This window comes from Rhodococcus sp. T7 (assembly GCF_009872365.1).
GTDB lineage: Bacteria > Actinomycetota > Actinomycetes > Mycobacteriales > Mycobacteriaceae > Rhodococcus_F.
The window spans coordinates 61,324-83,339 of the sequence record NZ_WXYH01000033.1 but is presented as its reverse complement, the minus strand read 5'-3'; the positions used below and the strand labels follow the sequence as shown (position 1 = coordinate 83,339).

22 protein-coding genes are annotated in these 22,016 nt (G+C 67.5%); 13 read left to right on the top strand and 9 right to left on the bottom strand.

The features are described 5' to 3' along the window. Positions 1 to 20: 20 nt before the first annotated feature. Positions 21 to 1,331, bottom strand: coding sequence for a CitMHS family transporter (locus tag MLGJGCBP_RS05100; RefSeq protein WP_160094302.1), 1,311 nt, complete (start codon positions 1,329 to 1,331; stop codon positions 21 to 23). A 155-nt stretch (positions 1,332 to 1,486) separates the two neighbouring features. On the opposite strand from MLGJGCBP_RS05100, the gene MLGJGCBP_RS05095 reads away from it, so the two are divergent. Continuing rightward, on the top strand, positions 1,487 to 2,383 hold the full coding sequence (locus tag MLGJGCBP_RS05095) for a LysR family transcriptional regulator (RefSeq protein ID WP_160094337.1): 897 nt from the start codon (positions 1,487 to 1,489) through the stop codon (positions 2,381 to 2,383). Here the strand turns inward: MLGJGCBP_RS05095 and MLGJGCBP_RS05090 are convergent. After that, entirely contained in the window at positions 2,380 to 3,405 is a 1,026-nt protein-coding gene (locus MLGJGCBP_RS05090; protein ID WP_160094301.1) for a LacI family DNA-binding transcriptional regulator, read from the bottom strand. The two genes, MLGJGCBP_RS05095 and MLGJGCBP_RS05090, sit on opposite strands and share 4 nt — an antisense overlap. A gap of 132 nt (positions 3,406 to 3,537) precedes the next feature. On the opposite strand from MLGJGCBP_RS05090, the gene MLGJGCBP_RS05085 reads away from it, so the two are divergent. The 6 genes from MLGJGCBP_RS05085 (at position 3,538) to MLGJGCBP_RS05060 (ending at position 10,560) form a co-directional block, all read left to right on the top strand. After that, the gene (locus MLGJGCBP_RS05085; RefSeq protein WP_160094300.1) at positions 3,538 to 4,593 is read left to right on the top strand and encodes a Gfo/Idh/MocA family oxidoreductase; all 1,056 of its coding nucleotides are present in this window, start codon (positions 3,538 to 3,540) and stop codon (positions 4,591 to 4,593) included. A 5-nt stretch (positions 4,594 to 4,598) separates the two neighbouring features. Continuing rightward, positions 4,599 to 5,378, top strand: coding sequence for a TIM barrel protein (locus MLGJGCBP_RS05080; protein WP_160094299.1), 780 nt, complete (start codon positions 4,599 to 4,601; stop codon positions 5,376 to 5,378). A gap of 80 nt (positions 5,379 to 5,458) precedes the next feature. Beyond that, positions 5,459 to 6,499: a YncE family protein gene (locus MLGJGCBP_RS05075; protein WP_160094298.1), complete on the top strand. Its 1,041-nt coding sequence runs from the start codon at positions 5,459 to 5,461 to the stop codon at positions 6,497 to 6,499. A gap of 509 nt (positions 6,500 to 7,008) precedes the next feature. Further along, on the top strand, positions 7,009 to 7,710 hold the full coding sequence (locus MLGJGCBP_RS05070; RefSeq protein ID WP_160094297.1) for a hypothetical protein: 702 nt from the start codon (positions 7,009 to 7,011) through the stop codon (positions 7,708 to 7,710). A gap of 32 nt (positions 7,711 to 7,742) precedes the next feature. Next, positions 7,743 to 9,065, top strand: coding sequence for a TIGR03118 family protein (locus tag MLGJGCBP_RS05065; protein WP_160094296.1), 1,323 nt, complete (start codon positions 7,743 to 7,745; stop codon positions 9,063 to 9,065). 1 nt (position 9,066) lies between these two features. Beyond that, complete coding sequence (locus MLGJGCBP_RS05060; protein ID WP_160094295.1) at positions 9,067 to 10,560, top strand: hypothetical protein; 1,494 nt, start codon at positions 9,067 to 9,069, stop codon at positions 10,558 to 10,560. On the opposite strand, the gene MLGJGCBP_RS05055 is transcribed toward MLGJGCBP_RS05060, so the two are convergent. Beyond that, positions 10,552 to 10,974 carry a hypothetical protein gene (locus MLGJGCBP_RS05055; protein ID WP_160094294.1) on the bottom strand — a complete coding sequence of 141 codons (423 nt, stop codon included), beginning with the start codon at positions 10,972 to 10,974 and terminating at the stop codon, positions 10,552 to 10,554. The genes MLGJGCBP_RS05060 and MLGJGCBP_RS05055 overlap by 9 nt on opposite strands. Positions 10,975 to 10,991: 17 nt before the next feature. On the opposite strand from MLGJGCBP_RS05055, the gene MLGJGCBP_RS05050 reads away from it, so the two are divergent. From MLGJGCBP_RS05050 to katG, 5 genes are all read left to right on the top strand, one after another. Beyond that, complete coding sequence (locus MLGJGCBP_RS05050) at positions 10,992 to 12,332, top strand: sensor histidine kinase (RefSeq protein ID WP_160094293.1); 1,341 nt, start codon at positions 10,992 to 10,994, stop codon at positions 12,330 to 12,332. Positions 12,333 to 12,349: 17 nt separating this feature from the next. Next, entirely contained in the window at positions 12,350 to 13,012 is a 663-nt protein-coding gene (locus MLGJGCBP_RS05045; protein ID WP_160094292.1) for a response regulator, read from the top strand. 87 nt (positions 13,013 to 13,099) lie between these two features. Next, positions 13,100 to 13,255 (top strand): hypothetical protein, encoded by a 156-nt coding sequence (locus tag MLGJGCBP_RS50340; RefSeq protein WP_179220070.1) that lies wholly within the window; start codon positions 13,100 to 13,102, stop codon positions 13,253 to 13,255. 450 nt (positions 13,256 to 13,705) lie between these two features. Next, positions 13,706 to 14,149, top strand: a complete 444-nt coding sequence (locus MLGJGCBP_RS05040) for a Fur family transcriptional regulator (protein WP_087555081.1) — start codon at positions 13,706 to 13,708, stop codon at positions 14,147 to 14,149. Between the two features lie 37 nt (positions 14,150 to 14,186). Beyond that, positions 14,187 to 16,415: a catalase/peroxidase HPI gene (katG, locus tag MLGJGCBP_RS05035; RefSeq protein ID WP_160094291.1), complete on the top strand. Its 2,229-nt coding sequence runs from the start codon at positions 14,187 to 14,189 to the stop codon at positions 16,413 to 16,415. Between the two features lie 85 nt (positions 16,416 to 16,500). Here katG and MLGJGCBP_RS05030 read toward each other — a convergent pair whose 3' ends face one another. Both MLGJGCBP_RS05030 and MLGJGCBP_RS05025 read right to left on the bottom strand, forming a co-directional pair. After that, complete coding sequence (locus MLGJGCBP_RS05030; protein WP_160094290.1) at positions 16,501 to 16,734, bottom strand: hypothetical protein; 234 nt, start codon at positions 16,732 to 16,734, stop codon at positions 16,501 to 16,503. A gap of 90 nt (positions 16,735 to 16,824) precedes the next feature. Then, positions 16,825 to 17,604, bottom strand: a complete 780-nt coding sequence (locus tag MLGJGCBP_RS05025) for an acetoin reductase (protein ID WP_160094289.1) — start codon at positions 17,602 to 17,604, stop codon at positions 16,825 to 16,827. Between the two features lie 146 nt (positions 17,605 to 17,750). Here MLGJGCBP_RS05025 and MLGJGCBP_RS05020 point away from each other — a divergent pair, with 146 nt between their 5' ends. Next, positions 17,751 to 17,939 (top strand): hypothetical protein, encoded by a 189-nt coding sequence (locus MLGJGCBP_RS05020; protein ID WP_160094288.1) that lies wholly within the window; start codon positions 17,751 to 17,753, stop codon positions 17,937 to 17,939. Between the two features lie 52 nt (positions 17,940 to 17,991). Here MLGJGCBP_RS05020 and MLGJGCBP_RS05015 read toward each other — a convergent pair whose 3' ends face one another. The 4 genes from MLGJGCBP_RS05015 to MLGJGCBP_RS05000 all read right to left on the bottom strand — a co-directional run bounded on the left by MLGJGCBP_RS05015 (position 17,992) and on the right by MLGJGCBP_RS05000 (position 21,761). Further along, positions 17,992 to 18,339 (bottom strand): hypothetical protein, encoded by a 348-nt coding sequence (locus tag MLGJGCBP_RS05015; protein ID WP_236580928.1) that lies wholly within the window; start codon positions 18,337 to 18,339, stop codon positions 17,992 to 17,994. Positions 18,340 to 18,988: 649 nt separating this feature from the next. Continuing rightward, positions 18,989 to 19,603, bottom strand: a complete 615-nt coding sequence (locus tag MLGJGCBP_RS05010) for a hypothetical protein (protein ID WP_160094287.1) — start codon at positions 19,601 to 19,603, stop codon at positions 18,989 to 18,991. A 503-nt stretch (positions 19,604 to 20,106) separates the two neighbouring features. After that, positions 20,107 to 21,492, bottom strand: coding sequence for an SLC13 family permease (locus tag MLGJGCBP_RS05005; RefSeq protein ID WP_160094286.1), 1,386 nt, complete (start codon positions 21,490 to 21,492; stop codon positions 20,107 to 20,109). Then, positions 21,489 to 21,761: a hypothetical protein gene (locus tag MLGJGCBP_RS05000; RefSeq protein WP_160094285.1), complete on the bottom strand. Its 273-nt coding sequence runs from the start codon at positions 21,759 to 21,761 to the stop codon at positions 21,489 to 21,491. The genes MLGJGCBP_RS05005 and MLGJGCBP_RS05000 overlap by 4 nt, the downstream gene beginning before the upstream one ends. Between the last annotated feature and the right edge of the window lie 255 nt (positions 21,762 to 22,016).

Here is a 22,016-nt window from a genome sequence, read left to right as displayed (position 1 = left end):
CGCGGTGGTGTCGCGGACTGTCACAGCGAGACGGCACCGGTGAGCAGCGCCACCACGGTCATCACGATCGTGGTCCCGAAGGCCCAGCCGAAGATGAACCGCTGGTGCTTGCCGAGGTCCACCTTGCTCAGTCCGATCAGGATGAACGTCGCGGCGGTCAGCGGGCTGAGCGGGAATCCGGTGGTCATCTGGCCGAGGATGGCGGCGCGGCCGATCTCGGCGGGGTCGCCGCCGAACGACGCGGTGGTCTCCGCGAGCACCGGTACGACGCCGAAGTAGTAGGCGTCCGGGGTGAAGACCAGGCTGAGCGGCATCGACGTGACCGCGGTGATGACGGGGATCAGGGAGCCGGCGGACTGCGGAATCCAGGAGACGAACGTCTGCGCCATCGCGGTGATCATCCCGGTGCCGTTGAGGATTCCCGTGAGCACGCCCGCCGCGAGGATCATCACCACCACCATGGTGACGTTGCCGCCGTGCTTCGCGAACAGGGCCTGCTGATCGTCCCACTTCGGGCGATTGACGGCGAGCGCGAGCGCGAAGGCGATGGCGAACGCCACCTCCAGCGGCACCAGTTGGAACAGCAGGATCACGATCAGGACGAGGGTGAGCACCGTGTTGAACGCCATCACCGCCCGGTGGCGACGGGTACGCACCGGCAGGTCGGAGACGTGCGGGGTGCCGGGACCGCCTTCGCCGGGGGACACGAGTTCGGTGACGCCGAGCCGCTTCCGTTCCGTGCGGCCGATCATGTACGCGGCGAACAGGACCCACAGGACGCCGGCGCCCATCGCGGGCAGGACGGGAGTGAAGATGTCGGCGCTGGTCAGGTCGAGTGCGGCCATGGCGCGGACGGTCGGGCCGCCCCACGGAATCATGTTCATCAGACCGGCGGCCAGGCAGACGATGCCGGTCAGGACGACCGGGCGCATCCCGAGCCTTTTGTAGATGGGCAGCAGCGCCGAGATGGTGATCAGGAACGTCGAGGTTCCGTCGCCGTCGAGCGCGACGAGCAGCGTCAGCACCGCGGTGCCGACGGCGATCTTGGTCGGGTTGCCCCCGGCCCACCGGACGATCCGGCGGATCGCGGGGTCGAACAGTCCCACGTCGACCATCAGACTGAAGTACAGGACTGCGAAGGCGATCATGATGGCGACGGGCGCGACCTTCAGGAGGCCGTCGCCCACCATCTCCCCGAGGTCGGGTGCCCATCCGCCGACGATCGCGAACGCGATGGGGACGAGGATCAGCGCGACGAGCACCGAGACCCGGCGGCTGAATGCCAGCGCCAGGAAACACGCGATCGTGGCGAACCCGAGTGCGGCAACCATGTGACCTCCTTCGAATCGGAGTCTCAGTGTCGCGCGCCTCACAATTGCGCGTCAAATATCAATGGATGATCAATTTATGATTTTGACTCATTAAATGGTTGTCGCAGATCGGCCGGTGAACGTGACGGCTCGGCGCATGAATAGCGGCCATACTGATCCACATGAGCATCAATCTGGGGATTTCCCACCTGCGGAGCATCGTCGCGATCGCCGACTACGAGAGCTTCACCTCGGCGGCTCACGCACTCGACGTGTCCCAGTCCTCGCTGAGCCGCTCGGTCGCCGAGGCCGAGCGCAGACTCGACGTCACGCTGTTCGAGCGCACCACCCGCCGCGTCGAACTGACCACGCACGGGCACGAGATCATCGAGCACGCCCGGCGGATGCTCCACGACTTCGACGACGGGCTCACCCAGATCGAACGATTCGTCACCGGTGACCGCGGAATCGTGACGGTGGCGTGCCTGCCCTCGCTCGCGGCCACGTTCCTTCCCCCGTACGTGGTGAACTTCCGCGAGCAGCACCCGCACGTGCGGCTCCAGATCCGCGACGGCCTGCGGCAGGAGGTGCTCGACGCCGTGTACTCGGGGACGGTCGACCTCGCACTGGTCACCACGTCGGGGATTCTGCCCGGCCTGCATCAGGACGTCCTGACGAGCGACTCCTTCTATTGCGCGGTCCCGCCGACGCATCCGTTCGCCGAACGGCGGGTGCTGCAATGGTCGGATCTCGCGGGGCAGCCGTTCATCGCGTTCGGTCCCGAGAGCAGTATCGCGGCGCCCGTGCGCCGGGCCGTCGAGGACGCTCGCATCGAACTCGGACCCGTCATGCAGGCGCAGAACATCGGCGCGGTAGCGGGATTGGCGGCCGCCGGGCTCGGCGTCACCGCGGTTCCCGAACTCGTGCTCCCCATGATCTCGTTCGCCGGTCTCGCCCACATCCCCCTGGAGCCGAGAGTCGAACGCACCATCTCCCTCGTCCAGGTCGCCGGCCGGCCGCAGACGGCGAGCACCCGCGGTTTCGTGCAGGCCCTCCTCGCCGGCCGAATCTAGTTTTGTTGTGCGACAGGGCCGGTGGTCGCGCGGCGGACCAGGTGCGGGGCGAGCACGAGGTCGACGGCCTCGCCTCCGGCGATCTGTGCCAGTGCCGCGTCGACTGCGGCATCGGCCATGTGCGTGGCGTCCTGCGAGATCGTCGTCATCTGCACGTGCGGAATCCTCGCCAGGCGGGAGTCGTCGTAGCCGACGACGGAGATGTCCGCGGGCACGTCCCGGCCGCGGCGGACCAGTAGGTCGAGTACGCCGGTGGCGCACCGGTCGTTGAACGCGACGACGGCGGTCGGGGGAGTGGGCAACTCGAGAAGTTCGTGCATACCCTGTGCGCCTTCGGTTTCCGTCGGACCGCCGGCCACAACTGTGGCCGAATCCGACAGTCCGTGCCGGTCCATTGCGGCCAGGAAGCCGGCCCGCCGGTCGGCGCCGCCGGGGGCGTCGGCGCCGTCGATGTGGGCGATGTTCCGGTGCCCGAGTTCGGCGAGGTGGTCGACGGCCAGGGTGATGCCTGCCACGTCGTCGCCCCGCACGGCGCCGACGCCGGGCAGTCCGCTGGCGCGTGCCACGACGAGGGCGGGAAGGCGGTCGGCCAGTGCGCCGAGCGCGTCGGTGTCGAACCGGGAGCCGAGGAGGATCGCGGCCTCGCAGCGTTCCCGCATCAGCGCCTGGACCGCGACCTGCTCGGCACGACTCGGGGCGACCGCGCTGAGCATCACGTCGTAACCCCGGCGGGTGGCCGCCGCGTAGATCTGTTCGACGAGATCGCCGTGGAACGGTTGCTGCAGTTCGAACACGACGCCGAGGAGCCGGGAACTGGCCTGGCGCAGTTTCTGTGCGCGACGGTCCGGCACGTAGCCCATCCCGTCGGCGATTTCGAGCACCCGCTGACGGGTCGCCTCGCTGGCGCCGGGGACCCCGCGCATCACGATCGAGACGAGTGCCGTGGAGACACCTGCCGCTCGCGCGACGTCGCCCATCGTCGGACGGGCGCCACCGGTCGATCCCGCCACCGGTTCGGCCACGTGCACGACTCCTGTCTTCCGGGCCCGCGCTCGGGGCCGCTCTTGACCAATGATCTCACGAGTCCTACGGTCTAGAACTAGAACGTACTAGTTCGCCTCTACCTCGACCCTTCACCGCACTGGAGCGCATCCATGTCACTCACCGAAGCCGCACCCGTCCGCTCGACGACGTTCGCTTCCCATCCGGTCCGCATCGCGACGATCGGCGCCGGACGCATCGGCTCGAATCACGCGGAGATCGTGGCCCGCCTGGTCCCCGGGGCATCGCTCGTCGCGGTCAGCGACCCGGTCGGCGAGTCCGCGCAGCGTCTCGCCGCGACGCTGGGCGCGCCGCTCGCCACCACCGCCGTGGACGACGTCCTCACCAGTGACGAGGTCGATGCGGTGTTGATCACAGCCCCCGCGCGGAGCCACACGGACCTGGTGGTCGCGGCCGCGGCGGCCGGCAAGCACGTGTTCGTCGAGAAGCCGATGGCGGTCACCCTCGAGGACGCCGACCGCGCCATCGCGGCGGCCACCGACGCGGGCATCGTCCTGCAGGTCGGGTTCAATCGCCGGTTCGCTCCCGGGTTCGCCGCCGCCCGCGCGGCGATCGACGCGCAGAAGGTCGGCACACCGCACCTGCTGCGTTCCCTGACCCGCGACCCCGGCCCGTTCACCGCCGATCCGGCACGCATCCCGCAGTGGACCATCTTCCTCGAAACGCTCATTCACGACTTCGACACCCTGTGCTTCCTCAACCCGGGTGCCCGACCGGTGCGGGTGCACGCGCTTGCCGACGCCCTGGTGCGACCGGACGCCAAGAGCACGGGCCACCTCGACACCGCGGTCGTCACCGTGCAATTCGACAACGGTGCCATCGCCACGGCTGAGGCGAGTTTCAGCGCTCTGTACGGATACGACGTCCGCGCCGAGGTGTTCGGCTCCGGCGGCATGGTCACCGCGGGCAGTGGGCTCAGCACCGACATGACCTACTACGGACCCGACGGGCAGCACGCCGACACCGCGCGCCGCGACACCGACCTCCTCCACACGGCCTACGTGGGCGAACTGACCGCGTTCGTCGGCGCGATCCGCGCCCACACACCGGCCGTGGTCACGGGCGAGGATGCCCGCACCGCGCTGTCGATCGCGCTCGCCGCGATCCACAGCGTCGAGACCGGCGCCGCCGTCGAACTGGACCGGTGACCCCGATGACGTACTCGCTCGCCGCCAGCGCCGAAATGCTCTACCTCGACCTACCGTTCGCGGACCGCGTCCAGCGCATCGCCGAACGCGGGCTCCAGGTGGAGATCTGGGACTGGTCCACCAAGGACGTCGACGCCCTCGCCGCGAGCGGCGCCGAATTCTCCTCGATGACGGGCTATCTGGAGGGCAATCTCACCGAACCCGACGGCATCGAGGCGCTGCTCGCCACCGCACGCCAATCCCTCGACGTCGCGAAGCGGCTCGACTGCCCGAGGTTGAATTTGCACGGAACCGGACTCGACAACCGGGGACTGCCCGTGCGTCCGGTCGAAACGATCACGCCCACAATGTGGCTCACTGCCGCCGACACTCTGCGGAAGGTCGCCGAACTCGGCGAACAGGCGGGCCGGGTGTTCACGCTCGAGAACCTCAACCTCGCCGTCGACCATCCCGGCACCCCGTTCGCGACCGCAGCCGACACCCTTGCTCTCGTCCGGGCGGTCGACAGTCCCCATCTGCGCATGAATCTTGACCTGTACCACGCCCAGATCGGTGAGGGAAACCTCATCGAACTCGTCCGGAAAGCGTTGCCCTACATCGGTGAGATCCAGGTCGCCGACGTCCCCGGACGCTGCGAACCCGGAACCGGCGAAATCCATTACCCGGCCATCGCCGCCGCCCTCAGGGACCTCGGCTACACCGGCGTCGTCGGGCTCGAGGGCTGGGCGAAGAACGACCCGGACGCCGCGCTCGACGCGTTCGAGGCGGCCTTCGCGCACGGCTAGCGTCTGGACACTCCGCTGACACCGTGGTTACCGTGAAATAGCCGTCTCGGCCGAGCGGCACACGCGGCAGGAGGCAGGCGATGCCCCGACATCGCACCCGGCGCCGGAACCTGGCGGTGCGGTGGGCGCTGCCCGCCCTTATTTCGGTCGCCGCCCTGGTCGCCGGGTGCGCTCAGTCCCCGCCGCCCGGCACCGGACCGCTGCCACTGCAACCGGTAGGGGAGATCGCGTTGCCCGGCAACGGGTCCCGGTTCGACTACGAGAGCCTGGACCCCGAGCGGGGGCTTCTGTTCATCGCGCACCTCGGCGCGAGCGAGGTCATCGAGGTCGACATTCACACCCGGCGGGTGGTGCGGACCATCCCGGACATCGCCCAGGTGCACGGTGTCCTCGTCGTCCCGGAGTTGCGGCGGGTCTACGCCACCGCCACCGGCGACGATCAGCTGGTCATTCTCGACGAGGACACCGGCGCCGTCCTCGCCCGCGGCCCCACCGGTAGCTATCCGGACGGGATCGCCTACGACCCGAAACGCGGGACGGTATGGACCACCAACGAATCCGGCGGATCGGAAACGGTGCTCGACGCCGTGACCGCCGCGGTCCGGGGAACAGTCGACCTCGGCGGTGATGTCGGCAACGTCGCCTACGACCGGGTCGCCGATCAGATGCTGGTCGCCGTGCAGGGCCGCGACGACCTCGCCTCCATCGACCCGCAGACTCTGACGATCACCCGGCGCCTCCCGATGCCCGGCTGCCGCGGGGCTCACGGCCTCGCCCTGGACTCGGTCGCCCGGCTCGCGTTCGTTGCCTGCGAGGACAACGCCACCCTGATCACCGTCGACCTGGACAGCTGGCAGCCGGCCGGCGCGGCATCCGTTGGCTCCGGGCCCGACGTGCTCGCCTACGACGAAGGCGCCCACCGTCTCTATGTCGCGGCCGAATCCGGCAACCTCACCGTGTTCGACCAACAGGACCGCCACCTCACCGCTCTCGGGTCCGGTCACCTCGCCGACAATGCGCACGTCGTCACGGTCGACCCGGGCACTCACCACAGCTACTTCCCGGTCCCCTCCGGAGCCGACGGGCGGCCTGCACTCCTCGAGCAGGAGCCGGCCCCCTAGCGGCCGTACATGCACCGTGCTATCGCGCACGTGAAACGATTAGTCGGGCAACCATTCCGGGGCGGGCGAAGGCTGTGCCGATCGGGGGCCGGCTTTCGATACCCAGTCGACGGCGGCAACCCCGTGCGCAGACTTGGGTTACACCGATCGTGAGGATTTCGCCGGTGTGTGATTGTCGACACATAGATTGACTTAGGGGCGCCAAACATTTTTACTTGAGCGGCCCGCAAACAAAGGGCAGGCTTAGCTACATCCTGTGAGTAAGCTGTGAGCAGATTCGAGAGGGGACCGTTCGTGACCACACCCACTTGCCGCCTCCCCTCGGAGAGCACCGGCTTCAGGAGCTGACAGCTCCACAGACTGGCGTCCGGGGCAGCGCGCGCCAACAACCGCACTCGTCGATACGTGCGGACTCCGTTCGCGCACATCCCATCCAGGACCGGTTCGCCCATGCACCCCTGCCGTACCCGTACCACCGAGCACGCGCCCGTCGTCGTCCGGAGCGTCCCGTGACGCGCCCCGAACCCGAGGGCGGGCCTCCCACTCTGATCTCCCCGGTCACGCCGCTCGCGCCGCGACAGGTTCGTGCCGACGCCGTGTCGTGGGGTCCGGTCCACGCCGGCAGACCGCCACGCAACGCTCGGAAGCGTGTGCTGCCGGTTCCGCCGGGAGAACCGGAACGCCCGCTCGCACTTCATGACTCTTGGTTCATCGTGCTCGCCGCCGCGCTCCTGGCCGCACTGGCGCTCGCCGGGGTCTTGTGGATCTCCGTGCACGTCCGGGTGGATCCCCTGCTGCACACCGCAGCCCTCTTCGTGCACCTCGCGGCGCTGGTGCTCGGCTTCGGCGGTGTCCTCATCGCGGACTACCTGGTGCTGCTGTGGATCTCCGGCCGGTCGACCCTCGCCGAGGCCATCCGCGGCGCGGAACGCCTACACCTGCCCATCTGGGCAGGCCTCGCCGGCCTCGTGGCCAGCGGCGCACTCCTCGAACCCAATCTGGCCTCCACACTCACCCGGACCAAGCTGGTCCTCGTGCTACTCCTGACCGTCAACGGACTACAGGCGCTGATACTGGGCAGGCGGATCGCGCACAACGATGCGACGCATCTTCCGACCCGGCTGACGCTGTGGGGCGCGGCGACCGCACTCATCTCCCAGCTGTGCTGGTGGGGTGCCGTGTGGATCGGCTTCTGGAACGCCGAGCACTGATCTTCCCGTACCCCAGAGAGAGGCATAGATCGATGAAGAACACCCGCACGACGCTGTCGTGGGCCGCGTTGCTCGTCACTGCGGCGTCGGCGACCGCTTGCGCACCGGCCGCGTCATCGGACGCACTGCAGGATCTTCCCGGCAATCGGTACGCTCGAACCGCTCTCGTCGCGAGCAGTGCCGACGCCGCCGCCGAGACCACCGTTCCCTCGATGGTGAACGCATGGGGAGTGGCCATCCGCCCGCAGGGCGAAGGCGGCCACTTCTGGGTCGGAGCGGGCGGAAAATCCTTCGAGTTCGTCGGCGACGTGGCGGCGTCGCCCGACCCCGCACTGCGCACACTGCACCAGGATCCGCTGCACGAGGTCAGTGTGCCCGGCGCGGACGCGGACACCTCCGACACCGGCCTCGGAAAGACCACCGGCGTCGTGTTCAACCCCGCACCCCTCACCTCCGACAGCTTCGCCGTCACCGGGCAACCCGTGATGGTGGACGGCCGGCAGGAAATGCTCGGTGGGTCGTCCCGATTCCTCTTCGCCACCGATTCCGGCCGCATCTCCGGTTGGACCGAGCAGGGGGCCGACGGACACATCGTCCGGCACGACGGCCCCGCGAAGGAGATGTTCAACGGTGAATCAGCGGGAATGAGCTTCTTCGGGCTGGCACTCGCACCCGGCCGCGACGACACACTGTGGGCCGCCGATTTCGGTGCGGAACCGCAGATCCGGCAGTTCGACAAGACCTGGCAGCCCGTCGCCACACACGGTTTCGCCAATCCGTTCGCGACCGGAGACCCGCTCGACCCCGCCGACCCGACCGGTGGCAAGCACGCCCGCCCCGGCGATCCGGCCCCGTTCAACATCGTCACCGCCGGTGACCGGGTCTTCGTCACGTACGCGACGACCAAGGCCGCCGAGAGCGGCACGGGATTCGACGCGGGCGAGGAGGACTCACTCGACGCCGAACAGGAGACCGTGAGCGGCGACCGTCCCGACCGCGGCAAGGTCGCCGAGTTCGACGCCGCGGGCAATCTGGTCCGTGTCCTCGACGACCAGGGCCGCCTCAACGCCCCGTGGGGTGTCGCGGTCGCGCCCGCCGATTTCGGTGCGCTCGCCGGCGCAATCCTCGTCGGCAACTTCGGGGGCGCGGGCCGGATCGCCGCATTCGACGACGAGACGGGCGCGTTCATCGACTACGTACGTGACGAGTCCGGCGCCGTCCTCGCCGAAGAGGGCCTGTGGGGACTGTTGTTCGGCAACGGGGAAAGCCTCGGCGACAGCAACTCGCTCTACTTCACGGCCGGTCCCGCCGACGAGACGGACGGCGTCTTCGGACGCCTGCGCGCGGCCAACTGACGTGGACGACACCAACACCCACGGACTCGGGCTCAGCGTCGGAACCGAGTGCGCCGTCGCAGCGGTCGGCGTCGACGCCGTGCTGACCCGCCGTTCCACGCTGACGTTCGGCCGGTCGTCGACCGTGCGGTTGGGCGACCCGCCGGGCGACACGGGTGTGGTGGCGGGCTTCGCGGATCGGATCGGGGAGACCGTCGTCGCGGGCGACGGCCTCCGCTACTCTGGACAGGATCTCATCGCCGCCGCCGCGCACTGCCTGATCGCGGAAGCCGCCCCGCCGGACGACACGCCGATCGTGCTCGCCCATCCGGCCGTTCACCCGGCCCGGGTCGTGAACGCACAACGGGACGCGCTCGATCGTGCAGGCCTCGGCAGGGTGGGTCTGGTCGCCTCTCCCGTCGCCGCAGTCGCCTGGCTCGAGTCCGAACACGGCCTTCTGGGCGAGGGACTCGCGCTCGTCTGCGAGGTCGGCGCCGACAACCTCGACCTCACCGTCGTCGCGTTCGGTGCCGGCAGCGGATCCGATCCGATAGTCGGGCGGCCACTGCGTTCGACGGAGTTCGGCGGGCGTCACCTCACCGGGGTAGGAGACGACTCGATCGACGACCCCGTCGCGGGGACCCTCGAACTCGTCGCGGACTGTCTCCGTGTCGCTCGCGTCAACGTCACCGATCTCGACGTCGTCATCGTGACCGGCGCCGCGGCGACCGATCCCGCCGTCGAGAAAATACTGTCCGCGGCGTTGGGCACGCCGGTGGTGTGCGAGCCGGCGCCCGGCCACGCATCGGCCTGTGGGGCCGCCGTTCTCGCGGCGGCAACCAGGTTCGTCACTGCAGCAACAGCATCCGATCGCTCGGCGTCGGTTGGACGACGGGCTTTGCGCGTTACCGCCGCCGCGACCGCCGCCGCGGCGATGATCGCCGTCCCGTGGCTTGCCCGCGACATGACCTCGATACGGGAGCCCGGGGCGGGTTCGTCAGTCACCACACACGCGTTCGAGTTGATCGAACAGCCCGAGCCGCCGCGAATCCCGGCCGCCAGAACCGCACCCTCGAGCCCGGCCTTGACTGTGGTGGCAGTTCCCCAGGCCCTGCCGGTTGAGGCAGTGACCCCGGCCGAGTCGATATCGTGGGTTCCCCGCGTGGCATCGATTCACGCACATTCTCCGCTGATCGAACCGAGCGTCGAATTCACCGGCGAAGCCGAGCCTCTCCCAACGGAATCCACATCTGCGCCACACATCTCCGCGGTGACACCGGTGGTGTTCGTGCCCTCAAGCGCTCCTGTGGTGACCTCGACTCCGCCGGATCCCACCGAGTCCACGCCGGCGCCGACCGAGTCCACGCCGGCGCCCACCGACGCACCCGATCCGACGACGTCGCCCCTCGAGCCGCCCCTCATGGACGCGCCGAGCGAGCCGGCTCCGGACCGCGACGACCCAGCCTTGCCCTCATCTTCGTCCTCCGAGTCGGAGCAGCCCACCTCGTCACCGTGACGACCCGCCGCTCAGCACGGCCGTCCGCCGGTCGATTCGGTTGCCGGACACACGTCCCGTCGTGTGGGACTCGATCATCCGTTGCTCGTCGCGCTGGGAGCCGCGCAGCGGTACGGACGAGGCGGCCGCGGTGTCGAGCAGCGCGCGCAACGCGGGTTGCTCACTCGCCAGTTCGCGCCACGCCGCGTTCACGGGCGTGCCGTACTCGACCGCCTGGTCGAGACGGGCGGCGAGATGGTTGCTCCACCGGTGCTGCAGGGCGAGCAGGATGTTGTCGGCCGAACCGAAAAGCTGGATCGCGCCGGGCACTTCGTCGAAGCGCAGCGCCAGTGCGGGGTCGACGTGCGCCCGCGCCAGGACCTCTTCGAGTACCGCCCGGCGTGCACGGAAATCGTTCCACGACATCTCGGCCACCCTCCGTAGTTCCGTTGATGCCCGTTACGCTACGGATCCGCGGCGGCGGTTTCGCCGTGCCACGGTCGCGTTCTCGTCTCCTACCGTGGGTGGAGGTCGTCTCCGCTCCGGAGACGACGCGGCCGCGGTGGGTCTTCGCCTACGCTGGTCGTGTGCAGGTGACGACTTTCTTTCGTCAACGCGTGGCGGAGAGCGAGTACGACTACCCGCTCGCCGTGCCGGTGTTCGCGCACATCGCCGTCGTCGCCATCGCCGGTGCCGCTGTCGCGCAACGCGACGGCTTCGTGCCGCCGGGATGGGTGCTGCTGTGCGGCCTGGTCGCCGCGGTGACCCCCGTTGCGGGAGACATGATCCGACCGGGGGTGGTGCTTCCGCGGCCGTTCCTGGCCGTCGTCGTGACCGCGGCGGCCGCACTGTTGCTCCTGCAGCAACCCGACACCGCCTTCGACTTCGCCCCGCTCATCCTGGTGATCCTCACCGGCGAGGTCGCAGCTACGGCGTCGCTGGGAGTCGGCCTCGCCACCCTGGTCAGCTCGATCGCGGTCCTGTCGGCGTTCGCCGTGGCGGGGCGACTCGACGGCGCGCCCTACGCCCTCGCCGGAGTCGTACTGGGCTGGGCGTTCGGGTATCTGATGCTCACCCAGTTGCGTCTCCTGCATCAGGAGCGGGCCTCGAAGGCGATCCAGTCGGAGCAGGCCGCCACCCGTGAGCGCCAGCGGATCGCCCGCGAGGTGCACGACGTCATCGCCCACTCGCTGAGCATCACGCTGCTGCATCTGACCGCGGCCCGCCGGGCGCTCGAGCAGGACCGCGACGTCGATGATGCCGTGGATGCGCTCTCCGACGCCGAGCGGCTCGGGCGGCAGGCGATGGCCGACATCCGCCGCACCGTCGGGTTGCTCGACGCAGGCCCGGCAGGTACCCGCCCGGAACCGGGGGTCGCCGACCTTCCCGATCTGGTCGAAGACTTCCGCCGCGCGGGTCTCCCGGTGGACTTCGACCTGCACGGAGACCTGTCCGCGGTGACCGGGACAGTGGGTCTCGGTCTGTACCGCATCACGCAGGAGTCGCTGGCGAACGTCGCCAAACATGCGCCCGGCGCCGGCGCCGACGTGCGGCTCACGATCGAACCGGAACGCGTGTCCCTGGAAATCCGTAACCCGATCCGGGGCCGGGTGCCGGCACCGGACAGCTCGCGCGGTTCCGGTCTGCGAGGTATGCGCGAACGCGCCGCGCTGCTCGGTGGCACGCTCCGCGCAGGCCCGGAGGGCAGGCGGTGGTCGGTGCACGCCGCGGTCCCACTGCCCCGGGACTCGTGCCGGCCGGCGATTCTCCGTCACATTCCGGGACTGTCGTGACGGGCCCGGAGATCAGGGTGTTGCTGGTCGACGACCAGGAACTGGTGCGGTCGGGGCTGCGCCGGATCCTGCGGCGCAAGGACGGCTTCGTGATCGTCGGCGAATGCGCCGACGGCTCGGAGGTGCCGGGCGCGGTCGCGGAGCACACCCCGGATGTCGTGCTCATGGACCTGCGGATGAAGAAGGTCGACGGCATCCGGGCCACCCGTGAACTGAGGTCGGCCGCCCAGCCGCCGCCGGTGCTGGTGCTCACCACGTTCGACGACGACGATCTGCTGTCCGGATCGCTCCGCGCAGGTGCGGCGGGGTTCATCCTCAAGGATTCGCCCGCCGAGGATCTGATTCGCGCCGTCCGCACCGTAGCCGAGGGCGGCGCCTGCCTCGACCCCGCGGTGACCGGACGGGTTCTCGCCACGTACCGCACCGTCGCGCCGTCGTCCGGCGGGGACCTCAACCGCCTCACCGAGCTGACCGCGCGGGAACTCGACGTGCTCGCGCTCATCGGGCGCGGGCACAGCAACAGCGAGATCGGTCGGGAGCTGGGCATCTCGGGCGTGACCGTGAAGAGTCACGTCGGGCATATCTTCCTCAAACTCGATCTCCGCGATCGCGCGGCCGCCATTGTGTACGCGTTCGATCACGGCATCGTCTCCCCGGGCGACACCGGTTCGGCCGTGTGATCAGGTGCCGCGGTTCCCTGACACCGACAGCTTCCTGCGCCTAGGATTCGCATAAAAGCCCGAGCCACTCTCACAGAGGAATTGGCCATGATCGCAATCGGTGTGGTGCTCATCGTCGTCGGCTTGGTCGTCAAGATCTCGTCACTGTGGATCGCAGGCCTCATAGTCGGCGCAGTCGGCCTTCTCCTCCTGCTCCTCGGGCTGATGGGCCGCAAGGTAGGCGGACGCAAGTACTGGTACTGACGGGGGCTGGCCCTCGCCAGTCACGTTGTGGCCGTTCCGTATCGAAGCGTCGTGCGCGGTTACAGTCGACGCACGGGGAATCGGTCGCGGGGGATGGTGGTGGTGACAGCTGTTGCAGCCCTGTCGCTTCCGGCGGACGGGGATCGGTAGCGGGCGGCGACGTGGCTGGTTCCGGGATCGACCGTGTACGTCCGGGTCGGTAAGACCCAGGCGGCGGGTCGGACGTTCTGACGCAGGTCGACGGCAGCGGTGGCGGTGGACTGTTCCTCGTGCCGTCGGATTGTCCTCGCCGGATTCGGTCCCGTCGGTCGTAGTCACCTTCGAGCTTCGCTGAAGGGTTGTCGGAGCGCTCTCCGGCGGCCGACCGCCATTTGTATGTAAGTGAAAGTCACGGCAAATTGTTTCCGCAAACTCTTTACTGAGTCCAGAAAAGTAGTCCATAGTGGGTGGGTGCCGTCGATGCCGGATTACGCAGCGTTACTGCGCGGGGCTGAGCTTCGCGTGACCCGCCCGCGGGTCGCGGTGTTGGAGGCGGTGCACGCACGTCCACACGCCGATACGGAGACGATTTTCGGCGCGGTGCGCACGGTTCTGGACGGGGTGTCCAGGCAGGCCGTGTACGACGTGCTGCACGCAGTGACCGCGGTGGGATTGGTGCGCCGGATACAGCCGGCCGGCTCCGTGGCTCGTTACGAGTCGCGGGTCGGAGACAATCACCACCACGTGATCTGCCGGTCGTGTGGGGCAATTGCGGACGTCGACTGCGCCGTCGGCGAGGCGCCCTGCCTGACCGCGTCGGACGACAACGGTTTCCTCGTAGAGGAGGCCGAGGTCATCTACTGGGGTCTGTGCCCCGACTGCTCGACAACACAGACTTCTCGATCGAAACCCTGACCAACAGCCCAAATTGGTCTCTCCCGGAAGGAATGTTGTGTCCGATAGCTGCCCGGTCGCTCACGAGGGAAACACTCAGAGCACCAGTGAAAGTGAAAACCCCGCAATCCCGTCCCCCACTCCGACGGCGCACCGCCCGAGGACGAACCGTGACTGGTGGCCGAACCAGCCCGAGCTGTCGGTCCTGCACGCCCATTCGTCCAAGTCCAACCCGATGGGCGAGAACTTCGACTACGCAGCGGAGTTCGCGAAGCTCGACGTAGAGGCACTCAAGCGCGACCTCACCGATCTGATGACGGATTCGCAGGACTGGTGGCCTGCCGACTTCGGCCACTACGGCGGTCTGTTCATCCGGATGAGCTGGCACGCCGCAGGCACTTACCGCATCGCCGACGGCCGCGGCGGCGGCGGTCAGGGCGCCCAGCGTTTCGCGCCCCTCAACAGCTGGCCCGACAACGCGAGCCTCGACAAGGCGCGTCGCCTGCTCTGGCCCGTGAAACAGAAGTACGGCAAGCAGATCTCGTGGTCCGACCTCCTCGTCTTCGCCGGCAACGTTGCACTGGAGTCGATGGGATTCAAGACCTTCGGGTTCGGATTCGGACGCGAGGACATCTGGGAGCCCGAGGAGATCTACTGGGGCCCCGAGGACACCTGGCTGGGCGACGAACGCTACAGCGGTGATCGTGACCTCTCGGGTCCGCTCGGGGCCGTGCAGATGGGTCTCATCTACGTGAACCCGGAGGGTCCCAACGGCCAGCCGGATCCTCTCGCCGCCGCCCGCGACATCCGGGAGACGTTCGCCCGCATGGCGATGAACGACGAGGAGACCGCCGCGCTGATCGCCGGCGGCCACACGTTCGGCAAGACCCACGGTGCGGGCGACGCCGACCTGGTCGGTCCGGAACCGGAAGGCGCCCCGATCGAGCAGCAGGGTCTGGGCTGGAAGAGTGCCTATGGCACCGGCGTCGGCAAGGACGCGATCACCAGCGGTCTCGAGGTCGTGTGGACCCCCACACCGACGAAGTGGGACAACAGCTTCCTCGAGGTTCTGTACGGCTACGAGTGGGAGCTGACCAAGAGCCCCGCCGGTGCCTGGCAGTGGACCGCGAAGGATGGCGCGGGCGCGGGCACGATTCCCGACCCGTTCGATTCGTCGGCGGGACGCGCCCCCACGATGCTGACCACGGACCTCTCGCTGCGCATCGACCCGGCCTACGAGAAGATCACCCGCCGTTGGCTCGACAACCCGCAGGAGTTCGCCGACGCGTTCGCGAAGGCGTGGTACAAGCTGCTGCATCGCGACATGGGACCCGTCACGCGCTACCTCGGCCCGTGGGTCCCGGAGGCGCAGCTGTGGCAGGATCCGGTCCCTGCCGTCGATCACCAGTTGATCGGTGACAGCGAGATCGCCGCCCTGAAGAGCAAGATCCTCGACTCGGGGCTGTCCATCTCCCAGCTGGTGTCCACCGCCTGGGCGTCGGCTGCCACGTTCCGCAGCACCGACATGCGGGGCGGTGCCAACGGGGCGCGGATCCGGCTTGCGCCGCAGAAGGATTGGGAGATCAACAGCCCGGCCGAGCTGTCCAAGGTTCTGCAGACCCTCGAACAGATTCAGCAGGACTTCAACTCGTCGCAGTCCGGCGGTGTGAAGGTCTCGCTCGCGGATCTGATCGTTCTGGCCGGTGCCGCGGCTGTCGAGAAGGCGGCGAAGAACGCCGGCCAGGACATCACGGTTCCGTTCACGCCGGGGCGCACCGACGCCTCGCAGGAGCAGACCGACGTCGAGTCGTTCGCCGTGCTCGAACCGAGGGCAGACGGGTTCCGCAACTACCTCCGGCCGGGAGAGAAGTTGCCTGCCGAGGCACTGCTCGTCGAGCGGGCCTACATGCTGAACCTGACCGCCCCCGAGTTGACGGTTCTCATCGGCGGCCTCCGTGCGCTGAACGCCAACTTCGGGCAGACGGCACACGGCGTGTTCACCGACCGGCCCGAGGTGCTGACCAACGACTTCTTCGTCAACCTCCTCGACATGGGGACGGTGTGGAAGGGGGCCGCCTCCGCCGAGAACGTCTACGAGGGCAGTGACCGCGTCACGGGCGACGCCAAGTGGACCGCCACGGCCGTCGATCTCGTGTTCGGTTCCAACTCGCAACTGCGTGCTCTCGCCGAGGTATACGCCACCGACGACGCGCAGCAGAAGTTCGTGCAGGACTTCGTTTCCGCGTGGAACAAGGTGATGAACCTCGACCGGTTCGACCTCGACTGATCACGGTGGTCGGTCGGCCCCCGGGCCGGCCAACCGTCACCTGACCCGGCACCCCGCGAGCATCTGCTCGCGGGGTGCCGGGGGTTCAGGCCATCGCCAGCTTCTCGGCGTTTCGTACGGCGGTCTCGAGGTGCCTGTCCGCGGTGCTCAGGTCCAGCCGGGCGTCGCTGAGGCTGTCGATCACCCCTTCCCGCGAAGCGCCGTCGGCTGCGCTGTCGAGAAGGTCGAACGCGTCGGTCAACTCCTTGATCCGGTGTTCGAGTGCCTGCAGATCGGCCCGCAACCGGGCGGTGCGTTCGACGAGGTCGCCGACGTCCATGGCTGCCCCCCTTTCATCCCGAACTCACTGACGCGTCACCACCTCGTCTACCCGCGGTTGCGGCCGCGAAACCACCACTTCAGGGCGGGCCTACCGGTACACGAGGCCGCCGTCGATCAGTCCGGCCTGCCCGGTCATGTAGTCGGAGTCCGGTCCGGCGAGATACGACACGTACGCGGCGACGTCCTCGGGTGTCTGTGCGCGGCCGAGGGCGATACCCCCGACGAACTTCTCGAACGTGGCACCCTTTGGCGCCCCGGTGAGGGCTGCAAAACGCTCGTCGATGGTGACCCACATGTCGGTGCCGACGACGCCGGGGCAGTAGGCGTTGACGGTGATGCCGTCGGACGCGTACTCCTTCGCCGCGGCCTGAGTGAGTGCGCGGACCGCGAACTTCGTCGCCGAGTACACGCCGAGCATCGCGAATCCCTCGTGGCCGGCGATCGACGACGCGTTGATGATCTTCCCGCCGTGCGCCCGCGCCCGGAACTTGTCGGCCGCGGCCTGGATTCCCCACAGCACACCTTCGACGTTCACGGCCAGGATCCGTGACACGTCCTCCGGTGTCGCGTCGGCGATCGGGTCGACCTGGGCGATGCCCGCATTGTTGACGATGATGTCGAAGCCGCCCAGTTCGCGCTCCGTCCGGCCGACGGCAGACCGGACCTGGTCGCGGTCCGTCACGTCGGCGACCAACGAGATCGCCTTCGAACCCGCCGCCCGGACCTCGTCGGCCACCGCGCCGACCCGGTCGGCGTTGACGTCGACGAGCGAGATGTCGGCGCCGTCCGACGCCAGTCGCAACGCGATCGCACGTCCGATGCCCTGGCCTGCGCCGGTGATCAACGCGACTTTGCCCTCGATGCTCATCCCTAGCTCCTCTCCGATGTGATCGTGCTCACACGGAGCCAAGCATCGCCGGCCATGGCTGTGCGAGGGTTGCAGCCGATTGCAGGTGCTCCCTATCGAATGAGCCGGACGCCGTTCTCTCACCCGCGGATCGGTTCGATTGGCGGATGCGAAACGACAACACGATCGAGGTTCATCGAAAGCTCTTCAGAGACAACATCCCTGACGTGATCCGGGCCAACGACGGCACACCCCGCTGGCACACCCTGGTCGACGACTCGGAGTACCTGGCGGCCCTCCACGTCAAGGTCGTGGAGGAGGCGAGAGAACTCCACGGCGCCTCACCGGACGCGTAGTCGGGGGGAGTGGGGGACGAGGGCCCACGCCTCGTTCCGCACTTGGTCGGTGTCAGAACGGGTTGTAGATCCACACCCCGCGGTAGTCCCATTCGCTCGACCCGGTCGGAATTTTCACCTGATCGAGTTTGTGCTCGTTTCCGAGGTGGTCGAACTGGCGACACCAACCCTGCCCGTGAAAGGACGCGCACTCGATCGTTCGGCTCGTGCCGTACGGACTCAGGATGATCGACTTGTCGGCGTTCGCGCCGAACGCTCCAGGGTCCAGGGGCGTGACGAAGTAGGAGGTCCGATCCTTGTACCCGAACGGGTCGGGATCGACCGGATCGGCGGATGCCGTCGACACACAGATGCCGAAGGGGATGAGGGACAGGACGGTTGCCGCGATAGCCCGGTTCACTTGCACTCCATTCGCATTCGGGACGAACGCAGTCCCTGATCGAGTCGATGCTTTCACTCGACTATCGCGCGCCGTCTGATTGCGTTACGCCGCATGCCAGCTACTCCAATGTGAGTGGTGCATGCTCGTCGAACTCTTCGCACGTCTGCTGCACCCTGAGCGCGGAGAGAGTTTCCGATGCGCTGTTGGCCGGAGCACCTCTTTCCCTCAGCGAATCATCGGTGACATCGCCGGCGGCGCGGAGGACAATGGAAGCCGACCGGTCCCGGCACGTGGAGTCGGCCGTGGTCGTGTTATGTCAGAGTCTCGTTCCGCGGGGGCCGAGGCTGCATGCCAGCGTGCCTCGCGTCAACCTTGGAGTAGAGAATTCTGATCGCAGCCCCACCTCGACAACAATCCCTCTGTCGAACGACGAGGTCTCCAATGCGACGTCCTCGTCCACTGGCACCTGACCGGGCGGCAAATCGGCACCTTCGACGGATTCGACCACTCCGTCATCGCCTCGCGATCACGGATTGAATCATCCGATGCAAGCTATCGACGAACGGACAATCCTCGTTCGGGAACCATGGGGCCGAGACGAACTCGGTGCTGCCGGGATCGCGCTGTCGAACTCGATCCCGGGCACCATCTGCCCACGTGCCAGATCTCAGGGCGCGAACTTCCCGACCGCGTCGAGGTTGGCGAAAACCTCACCAGGCTGGACGAGGTTGGCGCCGGCGGTGTCGTTGAAGACCTGCGCGAAATATGGGGAGAAGCGGAACGGCCAATATGTGGGGCCGATCCCGCCACCGTGTGGCGTCATGAGCGTCGGCATCATTTCACCCACGTTGTAGGTGGCGACCATCCTCTCGCCCTGAGGGACCCCGTTGATCGTCACAGCTCCGTAGGCGCCGTCCATTCGCAGCCAGATGTTCTCGACTGCAACAGAATTCCCGGTCTTGCCGACCAATCTCGGACCGCCGGGGTAGTACACGCCCTGGCATGCGTCGATATAGTTGGTGTGCGAGCCGATTGGCAGATAGAGGCCGGTCTTCGCGGGCTTGGCCTCAAACGGTGTGATGCCTTCGACCGCGATGTCGTTGTCGTTCATTACCGCAACGATTCGCGGGGGGAAATCGAAGTTGGCATATCCAAACGGCGTGAAGTACGGCATTCGCAGACACTCGGCCTGAGCAGTCGGCACGGGCGCGTGAAGAGACAGTCCCAGAACCAGAATGATCGCCCCAGCGATCCCTCCTACAAACGCACGCAAGATACGCATCTCTGCTCCAATCTTCGGGTTTGTATGGCGCGGCACCGGGCGACAGGTAGCACCAAGAAGCGCTAAGAAGCGCCGGGAAGCCTCATGTAGTAGATTACGCGCCCAGCGCCCGACATTGAATCGCTATTTTTGCTGGGCTTGACTTTCTGTTGGGAGAATTGGCGCTGGGGCGTGAAGTTCGACTTCAACTTCAGCTTCCGAGCGAGGCGTCGTCAAGCGAACGGCACCCATTGGCCGACCCCGAATCGTCCCAAATCTATTCCGCGAATTTGCTTCTCGATACGGCCTCTCGGGTGACGCTGACGCGCATTCAGACGATTCGGATCGTCCACGCGAACGGCGGCTTGCCGATCTCGATGCATACGCAAAGCAATTGGTTGACTGTGTCGAGTTCCGCGGCACCGCCTGAGCCCAACCCGGGTGCAGGGGAGCCTAGGTCGGCGCGATACGAACGCGACCGCCACCTCGGGGGAGGTGGCGGTCGCGGCTGGTGTTCGTGGTGCTCAGAGTATTGCGGGGACGGCTACCAGGGTGAACCAGCACAGTGCGGGTGCGACTGCGACGACGATGCCTGCGTTGAGGAGAAGCTGGCGGTAGAACGCGGGTCGCTCGATGTTCTGGGCGTTGGCGAGGACGAGGGCGCCGTTCGTCGAGAACGGGGACACGTCGACGACGGTCGCCGAGATGGCCAGGGCCGCGACGACACCGACGACGGGGAGTGCGCCGGTCTGCAGCAGGGGCAGGGCGAGCGGGATGATCGCGGTGAGCAGCGCGGTCGAGGATGCGAACGCGGACGTGACGCCGATGACGTAGCAGAGGACGAACGCGACCAGCAGTGGTGCGCCGACGGTGATGGCCATTTCGGCGAGGTGGTCGATGGTGCCCATTTCCTCCATGATCGAGATGTACGTGACCATGCCGGCGACGAGCAGGACGGTGGACCAGCTGATGCCGGCGATGGCTTCGTTCTGCTTCGACAGGTCGGTGAAGGCGAGGACCGCGCCTGCGGCGATGGCGACGAAGCTGATCGGCAGATGCAGCACCAGTACGAGTACGAGCACGGTGGCGATGAGGAACAGGGTGAGCTTCTGGACCCGGGTCACGGGGTGCGCGTCGGGGACGATGCTGGTCGCCGTGGGCTTGCGGGTGAGTACCTGTGTCCCGCCCGACGAGCCTGCACCGCCGGTGGTCGGTGTGCGGTCCGGTGCGTCATCGGTGGTGGGTCGCGTTGTACCGCTGCCGGTTTCGTCACTCGTGCCGGTGGCGGTGTATTCGAGGTCGCGGACTCGGGCGAGGACCGAGTAGCCGACGACGGTCAGCACCGACAGCAGGAGGTTGATGCCGTAGCTGGCGAAGAACAGGGTCCAGGGTGCGATGGTCAGGCCGCTGGAGTTGACGATGTCGGTGACGAGGACACCGGAGACCGAGATCGGCGAGAACGCGCCGGCGTGGGCGCCGTTGATCGTCATGATGCCCATCACGAGTGGGCTCATCCGGGTGCGGGCGGCAAAGGACATCGCCGCGGGTGAGATCAGCGCGACCGCTGCGGGGCTGAAGGTGCCCAGTGCCGTCAGTACGGAGGCGGAGAAGAAGAACACCCAGGGGACGATCACCGTCCGGCCGCCGACTGCGCGGATGCAGGCGTTGACGAGGAGGTCGATCGTGCCGTTCCTCTTGGCCATGCCGAAGAAGTAGGTGACGCCGATGATCGTCAGGACGATCGAACTCGGGAACGCGGCGAGGATCTCCTTGTCGTCGTAGCCGAGGGCGAAGGCGCCGACGAGGAAGGCTCCGATGAAGCCCAGGATGCCGATGTTGATGGGGAAGATGGTGGCGATCACGAACATCGCGACCAAGGCGATCAGGGGGAGTATTTCGATGGAGGTCATGGTCGTTCTTTCGCTTGCTGTCCGGCAGGGTCGCCTGCCCGGTCGTCGGCTGTTCCGGTTGCGTGAACAAGGGGGGCCTCGGCGCGTCCGCGGACACTGAATGACGGTGCCGTGGTGTGCGTGTGCGGCGTCTCCCGACTCGTGACGGGGTCACCGTGTGGGGTCGGAACGGGCGCGGTGGAATCGACCAGTTCGGTGGACAGCTCCCAGGCCCGGTCCCGGTCGGCGGGAACGTCTGCGCTTTGGGGTAGCGGGCTCGTGGTTCGCATGTCACATCCTCTCGTCGATCATGTCCTACATCACGCTAGAGACGATAGATGTTCAGAACAATGTCACGTTTCTATCCGGGGGTTCAGTTCTGCTTAAGTCAGTGCGACAGATCCGCGACCCGTCGATCGCCGTGCTGGTGCTAGCCCCGCTCGGTTACCAGTAGCTATGCGCGCCGCCCGGAGGGACGATCGCCCCGCGATGTAAGTCAGACTTAAGGGTGGTCCCCATATTCGAAATTGTGCTCCAACCTGGCG

Coding starts and splice junctions, on each gene's coding strand:
- MLGJGCBP_RS05065 (WP_160094296.1), top strand. CDS start 7,743: ATGAAGAACACCCGCACGACGCTGTCGTGGGCCGCGTTGCTCGTCACT.
- MLGJGCBP_RS05100 (WP_160094302.1), bottom strand. CDS start 1,331: ATGGTTGCCGCACTCGGGTTCGCCACGATCGCGTGTTTCCTGGCGCTG.
- MLGJGCBP_RS05080 (WP_160094299.1), top strand. CDS start 4,599: ATGACGTACTCGCTCGCCGCCAGCGCCGAAATGCTCTACCTCGACCTA.
- MLGJGCBP_RS50340 (WP_179220070.1), top strand. CDS start 13,100: ATGATCGCAATCGGTGTGGTGCTCATCGTCGTCGGCTTGGTCGTCAAG.
- MLGJGCBP_RS05085 (WP_160094300.1), top strand. CDS start 3,538: ATGTCACTCACCGAAGCCGCACCCGTCCGCTCGACGACGTTCGCTTCC.
- MLGJGCBP_RS05050 (WP_160094293.1), top strand. CDS start 10,992: ATGCCCGTTACGCTACGGATCCGCGGCGGCGGTTTCGCCGTGCCACGG.
- MLGJGCBP_RS05010 (WP_160094287.1), bottom strand. CDS start 19,603: ATGCGTATCTTGCGTGCGTTTGTAGGAGGGATCGCTGGGGCGATCATT.
- MLGJGCBP_RS05025 (WP_160094289.1), bottom strand. CDS start 17,604: ATGAGCATCGAGGGCAAAGTCGCGTTGATCACCGGCGCAGGCCAGGGC.
- MLGJGCBP_RS05030 (WP_160094290.1), bottom strand. CDS start 16,734: ATGGACGTCGGCGACCTCGTCGAACGCACCGCCCGGTTGCGGGCCGAT.
- MLGJGCBP_RS05075 (WP_160094298.1), top strand. CDS start 5,459: ATGCCCCGACATCGCACCCGGCGCCGGAACCTGGCGGTGCGGTGGGCG.
- MLGJGCBP_RS05020 (WP_160094288.1), top strand. CDS start 17,751: ATGCGAAACGACAACACGATCGAGGTTCATCGAAAGCTCTTCAGAGAC.
- MLGJGCBP_RS05005 (WP_160094286.1), bottom strand. CDS start 21,492: ATGACCTCCATCGAAATACTCCCCCTGATCGCCTTGGTCGCGATGTTC.
- MLGJGCBP_RS05000 (WP_160094285.1), bottom strand. CDS start 21,761: ATGCGAACCACGAGCCCGCTACCCCAAAGCGCAGACGTTCCCGCCGAC.